Source organism: Nostoc sp. (assembly GCF_036917815.1).
Taxonomy (GTDB): Bacteria; Cyanobacteriota; Cyanobacteriia; order Cyanobacteriales; family Nostocaceae; genus Nostoc.
In genome coordinates this window covers 18,862-35,625 of the sequence record NZ_JBALEK010000093.1, presented here as the reverse complement: position 1 = coordinate 35,625, position 16,764 = coordinate 18,862, and the positions used below count along the sequence as shown (strand labels likewise).

At 41.3% G+C, this 16,764-nt stretch carries 12 protein-coding genes; 7 read left to right on the top strand and 5 right to left on the bottom strand.

The features are described 5' to 3' along the window. Nucleotides 1-5,406, top strand: a 5,406-nt coding sequence (locus V7K97_RS28410; RefSeq protein WP_334804315.1) for an AAA family ATPase, incomplete at its 5' end; no start/stop codon positions are given. A 3-nt stretch (nt 5,407-5,409) separates the two neighbouring features. On the opposite strand, the gene V7K97_RS28405 is transcribed toward V7K97_RS28410, so the two are convergent. Then, on the bottom strand, nt 5,410-6,537 hold the full coding sequence (locus V7K97_RS28405) for an ABC transporter ATP-binding protein (RefSeq protein ID WP_334804314.1): 1,128 nt from the start codon (nt 6,535-6,537) through the stop codon (nt 5,410-5,412). A gap of 381 nt (nt 6,538-6,918) precedes the next feature. On the opposite strand from V7K97_RS28405, the gene mrdA reads away from it, so the two are divergent. The 3 genes from mrdA (at nt 6,919) to V7K97_RS28390 (ending at nt 9,853) form a co-directional block, all read left to right on the top strand. Next, on the top strand, nt 6,919-8,766 hold the full coding sequence (gene mrdA, locus V7K97_RS28400; RefSeq protein WP_334804313.1) for a penicillin-binding protein 2: 1,848 nt from the start codon (nt 6,919-6,921) through the stop codon (nt 8,764-8,766). A gap of 108 nt (nt 8,767-8,874) precedes the next feature. Then, a complete protein-coding gene (locus V7K97_RS28395; RefSeq protein ID WP_334804312.1) occupies nt 8,875-9,126 on the top strand; it encodes a helix-turn-helix domain-containing protein in 252 nt (83 codons plus the stop codon). Then, complete coding sequence (locus V7K97_RS28390; RefSeq protein WP_334804311.1) at nt 9,104-9,853, top strand: hypothetical protein; 750 nt, start codon at nt 9,104-9,106, stop codon at nt 9,851-9,853. The genes V7K97_RS28395 and V7K97_RS28390 overlap by 23 nt, the downstream gene beginning before the upstream one ends. Here the strand turns inward: V7K97_RS28390 and V7K97_RS28385 are convergent. Next, entirely contained in the window at nt 9,744-10,973 is a 1,230-nt protein-coding gene (locus V7K97_RS28385) for a DNA cytosine methyltransferase (protein WP_334804310.1), read from the bottom strand. The two genes, V7K97_RS28390 and V7K97_RS28385, sit on opposite strands and share 110 nt — an antisense overlap. Before the next feature lie 75 nt (nt 10,974-11,048). Beyond that, on the bottom strand, nt 11,049-11,852 hold the full coding sequence (locus tag V7K97_RS28380) for a M15 family metallopeptidase (RefSeq protein WP_334804309.1): 804 nt from the start codon (nt 11,850-11,852) through the stop codon (nt 11,049-11,051). Between the two features lie 102 nt (nt 11,853-11,954). Between V7K97_RS28380 and V7K97_RS28375 the strand changes: the two genes are divergently transcribed. The 3 genes from V7K97_RS28375 to V7K97_RS28365 all read left to right on the top strand — a co-directional run bounded on the left by V7K97_RS28375 (nt 11,955) and on the right by V7K97_RS28365 (nt 15,645). After that, nucleotides 11,955-12,872 (top strand): AEC family transporter, encoded by a 918-nt coding sequence (locus tag V7K97_RS28375; protein ID WP_334804316.1) that lies wholly within the window; start codon nt 11,955-11,957, stop codon nt 12,870-12,872. 347 nt (nt 12,873-13,219) lie between these two features. After that, the gene (locus tag V7K97_RS28370; RefSeq protein WP_334804308.1) at nt 13,220-13,825 is read left to right on the top strand and encodes a PEP-CTERM sorting domain-containing protein; all 606 of its coding nucleotides are present in this window, start codon (nt 13,220-13,222) and stop codon (nt 13,823-13,825) included. Between the two features lie 944 nt (nt 13,826-14,769). Beyond that, nucleotides 14,770-15,645: an inositol monophosphatase family protein gene (locus V7K97_RS28365; protein ID WP_334804307.1), complete on the top strand. Its 876-nt coding sequence runs from the start codon at nt 14,770-14,772 to the stop codon at nt 15,643-15,645. 405 nt (nt 15,646-16,050) lie between these two features. Here the strand turns inward: V7K97_RS28365 and V7K97_RS28360 are convergent, their stop codons facing one another. Next, nucleotides 16,051-16,362: a type II toxin-antitoxin system RelE/ParE family toxin gene (locus V7K97_RS28360; protein WP_334804306.1), complete on the bottom strand. Its 312-nt coding sequence runs from the start codon at nt 16,360-16,362 to the stop codon at nt 16,051-16,053. Next, on the bottom strand, nt 16,355-16,612 hold the full coding sequence (locus V7K97_RS28355; protein ID WP_334804305.1) for a ribbon-helix-helix domain-containing protein: 258 nt from the start codon (nt 16,610-16,612) through the stop codon (nt 16,355-16,357). Before V7K97_RS28355 ends, V7K97_RS28360 begins: the two co-directional genes overlap by 8 nt. Nucleotides 16,613-16,764 lie beyond the last annotated feature (152 nt).

The window sequence follows — 16,764 nt, the reverse complement described above, 5'->3', positions numbered from 1 at the left end:
CCCAAAACAAAAGAAGTCAAATTAATTGACTTCAGTATTGCATCCCTACTACCACGGGAAACTCAAACACTAATCAATCCCAATGTATTAGAAGGTACACTCGCTTATATTTCTCCAGAACAAACAGGAAGAATGAATCGGGGGATTGACTACCGTACTGACTTTTATTCTTTAGGTGTCACTTTCTACGAACTGCTCACAGGAAAGTTACCATTTCAATCAAACGATCCGATGGAGTTGGTACATTGTCATTTAGCAAAACTTCCACCAATGTTAGGGGATAGAGAAGAGATTCCCCAAGTTCTCTGTGACATCGTGATGAAATTGATGGCGAAAAATGCTGAAAACCGCTATCAGAGTGCATTAGGGCTAAAATTTGATTTAGAAAATTGTTTATCTCAACTCCAAGAAACTGGTGAAATTAAGAGTTTCCCAATTGCACAAAGGGATGTGTGCGATCGCTTTATTATCCCCGACAAACTTTATGGAAGAGAATCAGAAGTATCAACCCTACTGCAAGCATTTGAAAGAGTTAGCCTTGGTGCGACAGAAATGATGCTGGTAGCTGGTTTTTCGGGAATTGGTAAAACCGTTATAGTTAACGAAGTTCATAAACCAATTGTCAAACAACGCGGTTATTTTATCAAAGGGAAATATGACCAATTTCAACGGAATATTCCCTTCTCGGCATTTGTGCAAGCCTTCCGAGATTTAATCGGGCAATTATTAACAGAAAGTGATATTCAAATCCAGCAATTTAAAACCAATATTTTAGCGGCTCTAGGTGATAATGGACAGGTAATTATTGAAGTAATTCCTGAATTAGAAAGAATTATTGGTAAACAACCATCAGCGCCAGAATTATCAGGAACGGCGGCACAAAAACGATTTAATTTATTATTCCAGAAATTTACTCAGGTCTTTACCAGTGATAAACATCCATTAGTGATGTTTTTAGATGATTTGCAATGGGCTGATTCGGCATCGCTGATGTTAATACAGTTATTAATGGCTGATACAAAATATCTTTTCTTAATTGGTGCCTATCGTGATAACGAAGTCAAGCCAGCACATCCGTTAATGTTGACTTTGAATGATATCCAAAAAACAGCAGCCACGATTAATACGATTACTTTAGCACCACTTAGTCAAGGGCAAGTGAATCAATTGGTTGCTGACACACTTAAATGTACAGCAAATTTGGCATCACCTCTTTCTCAATTGGTATTTCAGAAAACTCAAGGTAATCCGTTTTTTGCTACACAGTTCCTCAAAGCATTATATCAAGAGGATGCCATTCAATTTAACTTCGAGTTAGGGTCTTGGCAGTGTGATATTGCACAAGTTAATGAACAATCGATTACAGATGATGTTGTTGCCTTTATGGGTTTACAGTTACAAAAATTGTCATCATCAACTCAAAATGTATTGCAGTTAGCAGCTTGTATTGGCAATCAGTTTGATTTAGCAACTTTAGCCATTGTTGCAGAACAACTTGAAACCGAGATCGCTGCTGATTTATGGAAGGCTTTACAAGAAGGGTTGGTTTTACCAATTAGTGATATTTATAAGCTTTATCAAGGAAAAAGTAATGATAAATTAGCTAGTAAAAATGAAAGTAACAATAAACAATTAGCTAAATATAGATTTTTACATGATCGAGTACAACAAGCTGCCTATTCCCTGATTTCGGAAAACCAAAAACAACTGACGCACCTCAAAATTGGACAACGGTTACTCAGTGCCATATCCGAAGATGAGCGAGACGAGAAACTGTTTGAAATTGTTAACCAGTTGAATCAGGGAGCAGCATTAATGACTACTCAAACTGAGCGCTACGAACTAGCAATGCTCAATTTTGCGGCTGGACAAAAGGCAAAATCTTCAACCGCTTATGTAGCAGCAATGCAGTATTTAAACCGAGGTATTCAACTGCTAACTATTGAAGGCTGGCAACATTGTTATGAAATGACCTTGGCTTTACATGAGTTAGCTGCCGAAGTTGCTTGTCTGAGTGGTAATTTTGAGTTAATGGAGCAACTTGTGGATGCTGTGTTGCACAATGCCCAAAACTTGCTAAACACCATTAAAGTCTACGAAGTAAAAATTCTGGCCTACGTGGCGCAGAGCCAGCAACCCGAAGCGATTAAAACTGCTCTCACAGTTCTGGAATTATTTGGAATTGTCTTCCCAACCCAGCCTAGCCCAGCAGAGATTAATCAAAGTTTACAAGAAACCCAGTTACTTTTGAACGGAAAACAACTAGAAGAATTGCTGAAATTGCCGGAAATGCTCGATCCTGAAGCCCTAGCAGTAATCCGAATTCTGGCAGCAGTTACAGCAGCAGTCTATCAAGCAGTTCCGCCTCTCTTGCCAATGATAGTGTGCAAACAGGTTTGCTTATCGATTCAACAAGGCAATGCGACTGTATCGACGCTGGCCTATGCTTGGTATGGCGTGATTCTTTGTATCACTGGCGAAATCGAGTTAGGGAATCAGGCAGGTCAATTGGCGTTGGATCTCCTGGCAAAATCTCGGAGTCAGGAATTCAAAGCTAGCACGATTAACATGGTGTATCCGTTTGTAAAGCCGTGGAAATATCCAGTTAAAATGTCTCTTGTTCCTCTGCTGGAGGGATATCACAGTGGTTTGGAGATGGGTGCTTTAGAATATGCAGCTTACTGTGCTTACAATTACTGTTCCCTATCCTTTTTCTTAGGCAAAGAACTAACTGCTTTAGAACAAGAAATGGCAGCTTATAGTCAAGCATTGGCTCAACTTAAGCAGGAAGTTGCTTACAACTATCTGAATATTTTCTATCAATCTACTTTAAATTTAGGGTCAACTTCAGCAGGTCAAAGTCATCTGCCTTGGCAATTTCAAGGCGTAGTCTATAATGAAGCCGCAATGCTGCCCTTGCACCAAACGGCCAACGATCTTTACGCCATCGGTACGCTGTACATCAATAAATTGATCCTTTGCTACCTGTTCCAAGAATGGCATGAAGCTATTGCTGTGGCAGACTACGCTCAACAATATTTAGATGGGGTGGCTGGCTGTTTCATGGTAGCAATTTTTCATTTTTATGATTCACTGACCCAGCTTGCTGTCTTACCTCAGACTTGTGAGGAAGAACGAGAAGGATTGCACCATCGAGTCCTTGTGAATCAGCAAAAACTGAAACAATGGACATATCATGCTCCCATGAACTTCCAGCATAAATATTCTTTGGTCGAAGCCGAAAAATATCGCGTTTTCGGACAGAAAACAGATGCAATGGAACTTTATGATCTTGCTATTAAACTGGCTCAAGAAAACCAATATCTCCAAGAAGAAGCCCTAGCTAACGAACTAGCAGCCAAATTCTACCTCGACTGGGGTAAAGAAAAAGTCGCCCAAGCATATATGCAAGAAGCATACTATTGTTATGCTCATTGGGGTGCAAAAGCCAAAATAGAAGACTTAGAAAAGCGCTATCCTCAACTACTGCAACCAATTCTGCAACAGCGACAAATTAACTTCAATCCTCTAGAAACTATCGCTTTTTCTGGCACTTCCTCATCCACTCGCACTTCTACCATTGGCAGCACCAGTATTTCCGATACACTAGACTTTACCTCTGTCCTCAAAGCCGCTCAAGCTATCTCCAGTTCTCTAGAATTAGATCAACTTATAGCCAGCCTCACCCGCATTATCCTAGAAAACTCTGGCGCGAAAAAATGTGTACTACTGCTTCCCCAAGATGATACTTGGCAAGTCCGAGCAATTACCTTTATTGCTGATGAGAAAATACAAACCATTCTTGACACGCAATCACTTGACGATTGTCAAGATATTCCCGTAAAAGTTATCAATTACGTCAAAAATACCAAGCAAACAGTTGTGATAGACAATTGCCAAACAGATATTATTGGGTTAGTTGGGCAATATATGCACCGAACACAACCCCAGAGTGTATTATGTACCCCGATTATTAATCAAGGGCATTTGGTGGCGATTCTTTATCTAGAAAATCAACTGACTCAAGGGGTATTTACTAGCGATCGCCTTTCTGTTATAAATTTCTTCTGTACTCAAGCCGCAATTTCTTTGGAAAATGCCCAATTATATAATCATCTCCAGGAGCGAGAAAAATTCCTAAGTAGTATTTACGAAGGTGTTGGTTGTCTAATCTTTGTGACTGATATCCGTGATAATGGTAGGTATGAGTACACAGGATGGAGTAAATCGTGCGAAGTAGCGATTGGTATACCTGCTTCGGAAGTCCTGGGTAAAAGTCCGCAAGAATTAATAGCTCCTGATGAAGTTGCAGCAATCGAGCAAAAATATCTGCATTGTTTCCAAACCGGAATACCCATCACCTATGAAGAATGTCTAACATTGAATGACCAGAAAATTTGGTTGTTAACCACACTCAGTCCATTAAAAGATGAGACGGGCAAAGTTTATCGCGTAGTTGGGACAACTATTAATATTAGCGATCGCAAACAAGCTGAGTCACTGGTAACAGAAAAATCTCAAGCACTGGGAACGGCCTTAGAAGATTTACAACAAGCCCAATTACAAATCGTCCAAAGTGAGAAAATGTCTGCACTAGGTAATTTAGTTGCTGGGGTAGCCCATGAAATGAATAATCCTTTGGGCTTTATTGCAGCGAGTCTCAAACAAGCTAAACCCACTATTGCTGATGTTGTTGAACACTTGAAGCTATATCAAGAAATTCTACCCAATCCGGGTGATGAAATTATTGACCATGCCCAAGAAATTGACTTAGATTATAGCTTAGAAGATTTACCCAAGGTAATTGATGCAATGGTGATGGCGTGCGATCGCCTCAAAAATATCAGCACTAGTTTAAGAACTTTCTCCCGTGCAGATAAAGATTACAAAGTGCCATTTAATATTCACGAAGGTATTGACAGTACAATTTTAATTCTTAAACATCGCCTCAAAGCAAACGAACAACGTCCAGCAATTGAAGTAATAACTGAGTATAGTAATTTGCCCAAAGTTGAATGTTTTCCTGGACAATTAAATCAAGTATTTATGAACATCTTAGCCAATGCCATTGATGCCTTAGATGAGTCGAGTACTGGGCAAAGTTTTGGAAAAATTAAAGAGAATCCTCAGAAGATTACAATCCAAACTTCATTGAAAGATAATCATGTTCAAATAACAATTGCAGATAATGCTAATGGGATGAATGAAGAAGTTAAACAAAAGATATTTGACCATTTGTTTACTACGAAAGCTGTCGGAAAAGGGACGGGTTTAGGATTAGCGATCGCCCGTCAGATTGTGGTCGATAAACACAGTGGTTCAATTCAAGTGGATTCCCTACCAGGTGAGGGGACTGAATTTGTAATTCTCTTACCAATTAAGGCAGACTGTTTTAATAATTCGTAATTATTATTGAGTAATAGCTAAACAATCATTTTCTGCCCACCAAGCGTAGATAGGCGTGTCGCGGTCTGGTAAAGCGCCAATGGTATTAGGTTGCAACACATTGATGCTAATGCCATTTGTTAATTCCACAACATAATTAACGTGTGTGCCTAAATACATAACGTTTACAAGCCGCCCTTCAAAACAATTAGCTGGTAAATTGGGTGGATAAAGTGAAAGCTGTATTTTTTCTGGGCGCACACTGACTACTACCGCTTGCGATAATTCAGTTGGTGTATCTTCGGCGCGGCTAATGACAATTGAAAGTCCTGTTTTTGTCGAAATTTGCACATTAGAAGAGTCTACCCCGACGATTTCACCACTGAATAAATTAGTATCGCCAATAAAATCAGCAACAAAAGATGTCTGGGGACGTTCGTAAATTTGGCTGGGAGTACCAACTTGTTCAATTTTGCCTTGATTCATCACAGCAATGCGATCGCTCAAAGACAATGCTTCTTCCTGATCGTGCGTCACCATCACAAAGGTCAATCCCAAATCTTTGTGTAAATTTGATAACTCAACCTGCATTTCCTTACGCAGTTTTAAATCTAACGCCCCTAAAGGTTCATCCAGTAGTACGACGGTGGGACGGTTGACTAAAGCCCTGGCTAAGGCGACTCGTTGCTGTTGTCCACCAGAAAGTTGATTGGGAAAACGCGATCGCAAACTTTCCATTTTCACGAGTTTTAAAGCTTCTTCGACTCTACTTTCAATTTCCGATTTGCGTATTTTTTTTAACCTCAGTCCAAAGGCGATGTTATCCCAGACATTCAGGTGGTTAAATAAAGCGTAACTTTGAAATACAGTATTGACGGGTCGGCGGTAAGGCGGCACATTAGTCATAGACTGACCCTGAATCAACACCTTGCCAGCGTCAGCAATTTCAAACCCAGCAATTAAGCGCAGTGTTGTTGTTTTACCACAACCGGAGGGGCCTAAAATACTAAAAAATTCTCCTTGTCTGACATCCAAATCGATTCCATGTACTGCTGGTTCTTGATTAAAAAACTTGAACACATTACGCAGTTCAACATCAAGTGGCTGAAAATTTGTTATCCCCCTCTGATTCTGCATGGAAATTTGAGCCATAATCCTCAGTATAATGCCGCGATCTTAAGTTATTTTGTCAATTGATGTAGTCTATTGGGCAGACTAGATTTGACACTTTGGTTTATTGTATCCGCCAAAAACAATTGTTCAAGAATATACTCGCCCGATTCTTTCATCCCCAGTACTGGGTGTCAAATGACGGTAAATGTATATACTTGTGCTAGTACTTAGGTATTCTTGGATTCAGCTAACAAGCATTAAAATAGGCTAGTACAAGAAGGCAAAAGTAAAAAGGCAAAAGTAAAAAGAAAGAATGCTTATTTTGTAGGCTTTCTGGCTATTTAAAATGGTTGCTTTATTTACGCCGTGTCGTGCTAGCTAGAATTGCGTTTATTCATTTTGAATTTTTAATTGATACTTATGTCTTTATTTCCATCACTTGGCGGCAAAAAAGATACACGTACCGTTGGACGTGGTTTCCAATCAATATTTTTAATCGTATTTACCCTATTAATGACCTCTGGTATTGGGGCGCGTTTGGCATATTTGCAAATTGTTGAAGGGTCAAAACTCCGGGAACGAGCCGAAGCGAACCGAATTCGGATGATTCTTAAACAACCGGAACGGGGCAATATTTTTGACCGAAATGGCAAACTTTTAGCCACTACTCGCTATCCCAGCTCTGTATATTTGTGGCCGATGGCACATACTAAGCCTTCCTGGTCTGTAGTCGGCCCGCGTCTAGCGCAAATTCTCAACATTCCGCAAGATGAGATGGAAAAGAAATTAGACCAAGCAGGTGCTAATTCTTCTTCACTCATCCGCATTGCTCGCGATCTCAATGAAGCAGAAATCACCGCATTAAAGGAATATAAAAATGAACTCCCAGAAGTGGAAATCAATACAGATTCGGTACGTTATTATCCCCACGGCAAGGAATTGGCGCACGTATTAGGTTATACAAGGGAGTTGACCGCCGACCAGTTAAAAGACAAGAAGGAGCAAGGCTACCGACTGGGAGATGTAATCGGTCAGATGGGGGTGGAAAAAGCTTATGAGAAAGTGCTACGGGGCGAATGGGGCGGTCAGCAGGTGGAAGTAGATGGTGCGGGTAGACCAATCCGGGTTTTGGGAGAGAAACAGGCAAAATCTGGTAACGATTTACACCTGACTATAGATTTAGATGTGCAAAAAGCAGCCGAAAAAGCTTTGGGAAATCATCGAGGTGCGATCGTCGCAATTGATCCGAAGAATGGTGCGGTTTTAGCAATGGTATCTTACCCCACCTTTGACCCAAATATCTTCTCCAAACAAAAACTTTCCCAGAAAGATTGGGAAAATCTGCAAGGTAAAGATCATCCCTTGGTCAATCGTGTTTTGAGTGCCTTTCCCCCCGCCAGTACCTTTAAAATTGTCACTACAACAGCCGGACTGGAATCAGGTAAATTTTCTCCTGACTCAGTATTACAGACCTTTGGTTCCCTGACTGTTGGTGGGGTGACATTTGGTGAGTGGAACCACGCCGGATTCGGACCATTGGGATTTCCCAGAGCGATCGCTATGAGTAGTGATACTTTCTTCTATCAAGTTGGGAGAAAAGTCGGTGGTCCAACTTTAATCGAATGGAGCCGCAAATACGGGTTTGGTCAAAAAACTGGCATTGAATTTCAGGGCGAAGAATCAAAAGGTTTGGTTCCAGATGAAACATGGAAGCTGAAAGTTTTGAAGACACCTTGGAGTGTAGGCGATACCATTAATATGTCAATTGGTCAAGGTGCTTTGCAAGTGACACCCCTACAATCGGCAATTATGTTTTCTGTCCCTGCTAATGGTGGGTATCGAGTTCAGCCGCATTTGCTCAAAGACAACGAAGAAGCAAAAAGTTGGCGCTCATCGTTAAATATGAAGCAGGAAACCATCAAAGTTCTCCGCGACGGACTGCGGAAGGTGGTGAGTGAGGGTACAGGTAAGAGCTTGAACGTGCCGACAATTCCCCCAGCTTCTGGAAAGAGTGGCACTGCTGAAGCCGGTGTTGGTCGCCCAAATCATACTTGGTTTGGTGCTTATGCCCCCAGTAATCAGCCGGAAATTGTAGTTGTGGCCTTCGGTGAAAATACTGGCGAGCATGGTGGTACTGTTTGTGGACCGATGGTTTTACAAGTCCTGGAAGCTTATTTTCAGCACAAGTATCCAGGTAAGTATCAAAAACCTCAGCCTGACCCATCAGAAGCTAAAACTCAGAGTTCAGGACATGGCACTGGAGATTAGTACCGCAAGGCAGAAGTTTGCCACTATCTTTGTTATGTCGCTCATCGGGCTATTTTGAATACTTTAGTCTGTAGAACTTTTGTATTCAAAATTCTACGCTTTTTCTTCATGCAGCCCAGTAAATTAGACCAAATTTTAGGACTAGAACTACAGCGTCGTCGCACAGAAAAAGGTTGGTCACAAGAGTATCTTGCAGAAGTGACAGGTCTGCACAGAACTTACATCAGCCAGCTTGAGCGAGGGCTAAAAAGTCCATCTGTTAGAGTTCTCAGCCATATTACTAATGCTTTAGGTTTGACAATGAGTGAGTTTTTACAAGCTGTAGAGGAATCTCTGAGTGTTGACGGACAACGAAATTGAAAGATTAAGCCAAGCCATTATTGCTACCATTGCATCTCCAGTCATCGGCTCGATAGAAGATTATACGTGGGAAGCAATTTTTCATTATGTTAAGCATATTCCTTTATCAGATCCCGCTCTGGGACGTAGCAAGCTTCTCTATGATGCTGTTAACCTGATAACTCAAACTGGTTGGTCGCTCAAATCCCTGCAACTAAATAGCCTCAACATTGCAAATCCATTTTTCTTTGTAATTCAGAGAGCAGATGTAATCAAGAAGGCTGTCCAACTGGGTTTTCCTGGTCTAACTGAGCAATCCTTACCTAATGAGCTTGGAGCAGCCATTATCCAACATTGGAACGAGAAGATTATTTTGAATCAGGCAGTACAGGGCGTTATTAATAGTTATGAAGGCATATTGCTGAAAACTATCAAAGGATATGAGTATATTTACTGCGAATTTCCACTCAATCCTCTTGACCCAAATACGTTTTCTTGGGCTTGGACGGTAGATAGAACTACTGGGGGATCAGGGGTTGGACTACAGGGAAGTGTTGCGGGAAAAATAGAATTGGTTTGGTACAAAAATCAGAAACAACTTTTTCGAGCTAGAACTATTCCTATACAGGCGGTTCGGATTACAGTTGCAAGAACTCGTTTGACGCTTGATCGATATGTGGAGACAGTTCTCTCTGCTTTGCAAGATCAAATGAATACGCAGTTTTCTGAGGATAGGTCTGAAGAATAGATGAAGCGATCGCTTTACCTAGTAGGGGAGGTACAGATTCGCCAATTTGAGAAGCCATCTCAGTATATGTTCCCAAAAAGTGAAAATCATCTGGGTAAGAGTGTAATCTTGCAGCTTCGCGTATTGTAATTGTTCGATCTTGAGTTGGATGAAAAAACCTACCCGATCCTGGATGGAAGACCCATCTGGTGATAGTTCTCGCTGGCTTATCCCAGCAAAGTCTCCCGTATGCGCCGCTATAGTGTTTCTTGGGAGCTAATTCAGAAGGTAAGTCTCTAGCATCTTGTCCTTCAGAAAGAGCGCGAACTCTCGAAAATTGAATTGGACTTAAAGCACGAGCAACATGATTAACAATTTTTATACTTTCATGACGCATCATCCCTTGATATGTACTTTGTGGAGCAGAAGGATAAACTTCAGCCTCATAGTCTTGTCCTGCATCTAGTGGTGGTAAGTCTCCAATGGCATCTCTAACTGTGACAATTGGAGAAATATTTGCCTGTAACAAATTAAGCTGATTACAAGATTTTGTAGTTCTATAGTCACTCCTAATGTCACCAAAATGTGTTGGTTCAGGAAAATGAAGTGAGTGATCTAGACTAGCTAGAAAAAAAGCTCTGGTTCGCGTTTGTGGTATTCCATAATGTGCAGCATTTAATGATGAAGAGACAACTTTATAGCCCAATGATTCAAGTTTTTCTGTTATTTCTTCCCTAATTACGCCATTATAAGCTTTTAATATTTCGGGCACGTTCTCCATTACGACATAAAGGGGTCTAAACTCCTCTACGAATTCCAAAAACGTTCGATATAGCAGGTTACGGGAATCATTGAGGTAGCGATAACCAGCAGGAACATTTCTGGAAAATCCCTGACACGGGGGGCCGCCAATCAACAGTATTGGTGCTTCTCGCCGCAAGCCCAACGCTAATCGTAAGTCATCAGGACTGACCTGACGTATGTCCTGATGAATGATTTTAGTTTTTGGGTAATTTTGCTTGTAGGTCGCCAAGGCTTTTGTATTTACATCGATTGCACATAAAGATTCAAAGCCCGCCATGTGAAACCCTTTTGTCAAGCCACCAGCACCAGCAAATAAGTCAATAATCTTGTGTGTCATTTATGAATACTATAGTATTCATAAGCTATCGTCAAGCAACTCCTTTATCAAAAATAGTAATCCCTAGATCAACTTTTATTGAGGTATTTTAGCGGGTTTCAAATTTCTGGCTTTGTAGAACATTTCTAAACTATTGCGATCGCCAACGAAACGCCAGTGCCAAGGCTCATAACTCACACCTTGAACATTATCTTTAGGAAAAGACATTTCAAAGCTGAAACGCGCGGCATTTGCTTGCATCCACTGATAAGCCTTGGTATGGTCAAAGTTAGTTTGGAGATTAGTTGCTGGTACTGATCCGTCCCCAATATCCACAGCGTAACCTGTGTGATGTTCGCTATGACCAGGAGGAGCGCTGAGGGCAGCTCGTTCTGCTGGCGTTTGATTTCGCTGGGCACTGACACCAAAAAACAACTGCTCCTGGTCTTTGACTGAGCGAAACCCAGAAATTGGAACTAAAATTACACCTGCCCTCCGCGCTGCTGCTACCATCTCCTCAAACTTTTGGGCAGCAGCTTTTCGCATTCTAATGCCCCTATTTGCGGAAATGGTTACTAGTTCTGACTCAGGCGCTTCTGAGTATGGAAAATGCCCTAACACAGTATCGTTAGAATTATTAGATGCTGCGGGAGTCGTAGGAGCCGAAGTCGGTGGTAAAGGTTGAGAATTAGCGGTTTTTTTGGGTGCAGTGATGAAAAACAAAAAACCGCTAATTAAAGCTAGTAGGATAAATCCCACTACTCCCCCAATCAGCACCATTCGGGGTTGCAACCAAATTTTCGGTCTGGCATTGGGGGTATCGCGTACAGCCACTGGAATATCATCACCAAGGTCATTCGATGAGTTTTGCGGTTTTCCAGAAAACCCTGCCTTATTCAAGGGTAAACTCCTGTTTTTGTGGGATAGACATAACAGATTTTGCACTGGACAAAAGTAGACGTAACAGGTAGCATTTTACATCTGTGGTTTTTAGGCGCAATCTTGACAAACCTTTTAGAACTATACGTCAAGCTGGGAGGATTAGTCCTGGTAGGTTTTATTCTGGGACGCAAACTACCTGTGACAGTTCCTACACGTTTGGGACAGTTTCTTTTTTGGGTGGGAGTACCCATAAGCATAGTATCGTTTTTGCGTCAATCTAGTTTGTCTGGGCAAATTTGGCTTGCACCTGCAATCGCTTACCTAGCCATTTTACTCGGAGCATTTTTAGCTTGGTTAGGGATTAAAGCCCAAGTCTATTTTAAAAGTACCGTCCCTCAACAATCAACTCAGGCTAGCTTGATATTAGCAGCAATGTTGGGTAATACAGGTTATCTTGGTTATCCCATTGCCTTAGCAATGGTAGGCAAGGAATACTTTGCTTGGGCGCTATTTTACGATTTGCTAGGTTCATTCCCTGGAACTTATGGCTTGGGTGTGTTATTAGCAGCGCGTTTTGGCGGTGGTGTCCATAATCATTGGCAGACTGCTAAGGCCATCTTAATTAATCCTGCGCTGTGGGGTTTCGGATTTGGCTTGCTGTTTCGGCAGGTGACAATTCCCACAGTTGCGGAATTTTGCTTGGAAAAGTTTGCTTGGAGTAGTGTAGCTTTATCTTTGATGTTAATTGGGATGAGACTGGCGCTGCTCAAATCTTGGGGTAGTTTACCACAAGTCGGGATGAGCTTGGGAATCAAAATGCTGCTAGTTCCCTTGATATTGGGGAGTATTTTACCACTGTTTGGATTAACTGGGGCGATCGCAAAAGTCATTGTCCTACAAATGGCCATGCCTCCAGCTTTCGCTACACTGGTAATTGCTGAGACATTTAATCTCGATCGCGATCTGGCCGTTACAGCCTTAGCTGCTGGGGCGATATTATTGCTGGTGACTCTCCCAGTTTGGCTGTGGCTATTTTGATTGTAGATTTATGCGGTGTGATGCGATCGCATAAAACCCCAATAAATATGCATCTTATCGTTCTAATTTAAGCGCTTTTAGAACATGGTTGTAAACGGGAGCAACGCGAAAAAGTGAGATCGGGGTTTAATTCTCAGTTACATAGCTAGATTCTCAATAAAAACAGGTATTTCACCGCGATCGCACTATTAAACAGGTGATTTATACCCCTAATTTTTAGCACCTCACAAAATCGCATTGCTCCCGTTTTGAAATTCTACTCCAGGACAATAAATTTTAGTCACTGGGGATTCCGTATAATACATGGGAAACTTCTAGAAGATACGCGATCGCACTCATCAACTTCCATGAAAAATTTAGCTTTATTATCTGCCACAATCCTCGCCACCGCATCTGGATTATTTTTCGGGACAATGCAAACCGCCTCTGCTTTAAGTTGGAACTGGAATTATTCTGGTACTGGCATAGCGGCGAAGGGTACTCTTACCACTAATGACACCCCTAACGATTTAGGTTTTTACCTGATTTCTGGAATTACTGGTACACGAAATGGTGAAATAATTACTGGTCTGCAACCCGCCGGGACTCCAATACCAGGAAACGAACCTTTTAATGTTGATAATTTAATTAGTCTTAATACTCAGCAGTTAACAACTGACGGTTTTGGATATTCCACTTCGGGAGGGAACTATTCTAGTCCATTTTTTGCTAGTTATTTGCCGACACCAACTTATTTAGAGGTTTTTTCTGCACCGCCATTTATACCAGGTTTTGAAAATTTGGGATTGGAAGATAGTCAGTTACCCATTAGTTTTTCTGCAACCATAATCACCGTTCCTGAACCCACTTCTATCCTGAGCTTACTCATCCTCGGCACTCTTGGCGCACCTTCAGTACTCAAACGTTACAAGCTATCCAAATTTACTCAGAAGAAGCTCGAAAAAGTTTCCTAAAAGCATCAATAATAATTCAAAATTCAAAAGAGTTTTCAAATCAGACTGTTAAGTAGATGGACAAAAATATTTACAGTTACCCAATCTAGTCAAGCATACCCATTATCTGATTTCGTCTATAGCGCTTCTCAATTGTATAGAATACAGACCATTCGTAGGGGCACAGCAATGCTGTGCCCCCATTGATATAATTGCATCCAAATGTTGCATATTTAGGGGCAAAACTGGCGCTAGCCGGTGAGCAGTGACGCTGATTGCCCGTGGTTCTCATTTGGAAGCAATTACGACTTACGCATTAACAGAAAAGCCCAAATATAGGAATCCGGTTTGATTTCTGAAAAAAATTAAGTATTTGTCGGGTGCGTTATGACTTGAGTCTAACGCACCAAACCCTTGAAAATGGTGCCGTACTCTCGGCGATAACACACCCTACGTGTTGTTCAAAAATCAAATAGTAATCCTATAGTTGATAGTACCATGTTGAGTGGGAATTAAGTACGGAGTAGTGCATTGGTGTAAACTTCACGTCAAAGGGACTGACAAATAAAAAAATACTCAAAAAACTGGCGAAAAAACTCTCTTCTCCTTATTCCTCTGTGTTGCGCCAGTTGCTTCTCCCAGGGGGAGACGCTACGCGTAGCAAGATCCCCGGAGGGGTACAAGTCGGGTCACCGCAAGGGCGCACTGGCAACTCTATTGTCTCTGTGGTAGCCTGCGGCAAGCCGATGCAGCGTCTACGTTTATTTGGATAATTTATTTCTTGTCAGTCCCAAAGCTTGAACTTAAGTTCAGGGGGGACTGAGGAAGCCAACTTAAGTTGACACCAATGAGCATTGCTGTGTCACATTGATCTAATTGCATCCAAATGATACCGTAATTTTGTCTAGATATAGAATTTTATCGCCTTGCCAACGGTAGATTATTTCTAAAAGGAGTTTGCTGCAATGTCCACAACACCAACTACTCGATTAATTTTAGAGACTTTACTTCCCCATCTCAAAATAGCAGCAGCCTACGCCCATTTTCTACAACCAAAAATTGCTGCACTTCCTGCCAAAGAACAAGCAAAAAACTTTTTTGCTGCCGCCCTGACTGATGCAGATGTGGCTATTCAAAATCTGATAGAAGTAGTATTACTAGGCACTTTCCCAGAGATTCGTTTTTATGGTGAAGAATATGAAAGTTCTCATAACACCAAGTATTTTCGCGCTACTGAACTCGGTTCAGAAGGTGATTATTTAGTCACACTCGACCCGATTGATGGCACAAAGTTTTACATGGATGGACATTCTAATTACCAAATTATTCTCAGTATTCTAAATTCGGATGATTTTGAAGCAGTACTGGCCATTTCACCCGGACAAAATATTTATTTTTACGCCTTTCGAGGTGAAGGTGCTTTTAAAGGGACGCTAGAGGTGAACTTAGAAGCCTGTGCGCCTTTACACATCACATCCGCCAAACCTTCTATTTTGTTGGGATGGGGAATGAATTCCATCGCACATTTACTAAAAGATGAATATAAAGTAATCGATATAGCAACTGATTACTCTAGTGATATTCAAATTCCCAATCTCAATGGTATTCTCAGTGGCGACTTAAGCGGAGCAGTCATCAAATCGGGCAAATTTATTGATAGTGCTGCACTCGCTTTTATTGCGAAAGAGGCTGGCTGGATTGTAACGACTCTGGACGGTTCAACTTTACCGCCACTGCATACTTGTCAAAACTATAGCCTACCTGGATTGATCGTAGCTGCCTCAAAATCTGTTCATCAACACCTGCTGTCAGCGATGCAAAGTTTTAGGAGTGCTGAGTAAGAAGTAATTTGACACTCCCCGCTCTCAAGAGACGGGGATTCTTAATCAAACAATTGCAAACACAATTGCTCAAATAATATCCGTTTTTCAGGTATTACCTTAGATGTACGGTTCTTGCCCTGATTCTGTTTGCCAATTAGCCATAAATCGTCCTTTCTCCCTTTTAAACTAAAAATGCACTGTAAAAAAGCGTTAGGAAAATAAAAAAAATAAAATCCTTTAATATTTATTGGCAGCACAATCGTATGGAGAAGACCATCAAAAGACTCAAGCGGAAACTCAACAGGTTAATGAAATAGTCCCCTTGATTTTTGATCCGAATACAACCTTTCCCACAAAGAGTCGTTTTCGAGAATAGAAATTTGCTTGCACATACCCGCTTATTTATAATTGAATATCTTCCTGCTATTCTTCAAGCTGGTGTAGAAAATCCATACTGCCATGCAGAATTGCTATCACATAGACCGTCTGACCCTCCACACGATAGATAATAATATGTTCACCTGCACTATATGCCTTATACGTTTTTGGAATATCGGCTCGCCAGTGTCCCAGCATGGGATTATCCGTTATTTTTTCAAGGCATACCTTGAGCAAGGAAGCGTATTTCAATACTTGCTCCCTGCCGTAAGTGTCCCGTGTGTAACGCTGAATTTTCTTATAATCCCGCTTTGCCCGCTCTGATAGATAAAGGATGTAGGAATTTTGGCTATTCATCTCCCAGTACTTCTGCGGTCAAACGGTCAATCATTGCGGGGCTGTAAGGCTCTACACGCCCTGCCTGTATGTCTGCTTCTCCTTCGGCGATCGCAGCCTGTAATAACGCTATACGCTTGCTCTCGGTGTGTGAATCCATGTGCTGACGCAACGCATCCTTCACCACTTCCGTGTAAGTGCTGTAAAGTCCTGTATCAAGCAATGCCTGAACATAATAATCATAAGGATTACCTAAATCTAGGCGTGGCATGCTTCGACTCCTTTGGATGTAAATAGTACAAAAATTCTACCATTTACTGCCATAGTTGCCAAGATAGAATTTTGCCAATGAGTAAAGTATTCTCACAAACAATATTTGTAAGAATGCTTATACAAAGGTTGACCCTATTATTTTCAATCAAC

Bases quoted from the DNA above. Each gene is read 5' to 3' on its own strand.
- V7K97_RS28405 (WP_334804314.1), bottom strand. From the start codon at position 6,537: ATGGCTCAAATTTCCATGCAGAATCAGAGGGGGATAACAAATTTTCAG.
- mrdA (WP_334804313.1), top strand. From the start codon at position 6,919: ATGTCTTTATTTCCATCACTTGGCGGCAAAAAAGATACACGTACCGTT.
- V7K97_RS28395 (WP_334804312.1), top strand. From the start codon at position 8,875: ATGCAGCCCAGTAAATTAGACCAAATTTTAGGACTAGAACTACAGCGT.
- V7K97_RS28385 (WP_334804310.1), bottom strand. From the start codon at position 10,973: ATGACACACAAGATTATTGACTTATTTGCTGGTGCTGGTGGCTTGACA.
- V7K97_RS28370 (WP_334804308.1), top strand. From the start codon at position 13,220: ATGAAAAATTTAGCTTTATTATCTGCCACAATCCTCGCCACCGCATCT.
- V7K97_RS28365 (WP_334804307.1), top strand. From the start codon at position 14,770: ATGTCCACAACACCAACTACTCGATTAATTTTAGAGACTTTACTTCCC.
- V7K97_RS28360 (WP_334804306.1), bottom strand. From the start codon at position 16,362: ATGAATAGCCAAAATTCCTACATCCTTTATCTATCAGAGCGGGCAAAG.
- V7K97_RS28355 (WP_334804305.1), bottom strand. From the start codon at position 16,612: ATGCCACGCCTAGATTTAGGTAATCCTTATGATTATTATGTTCAGGCA.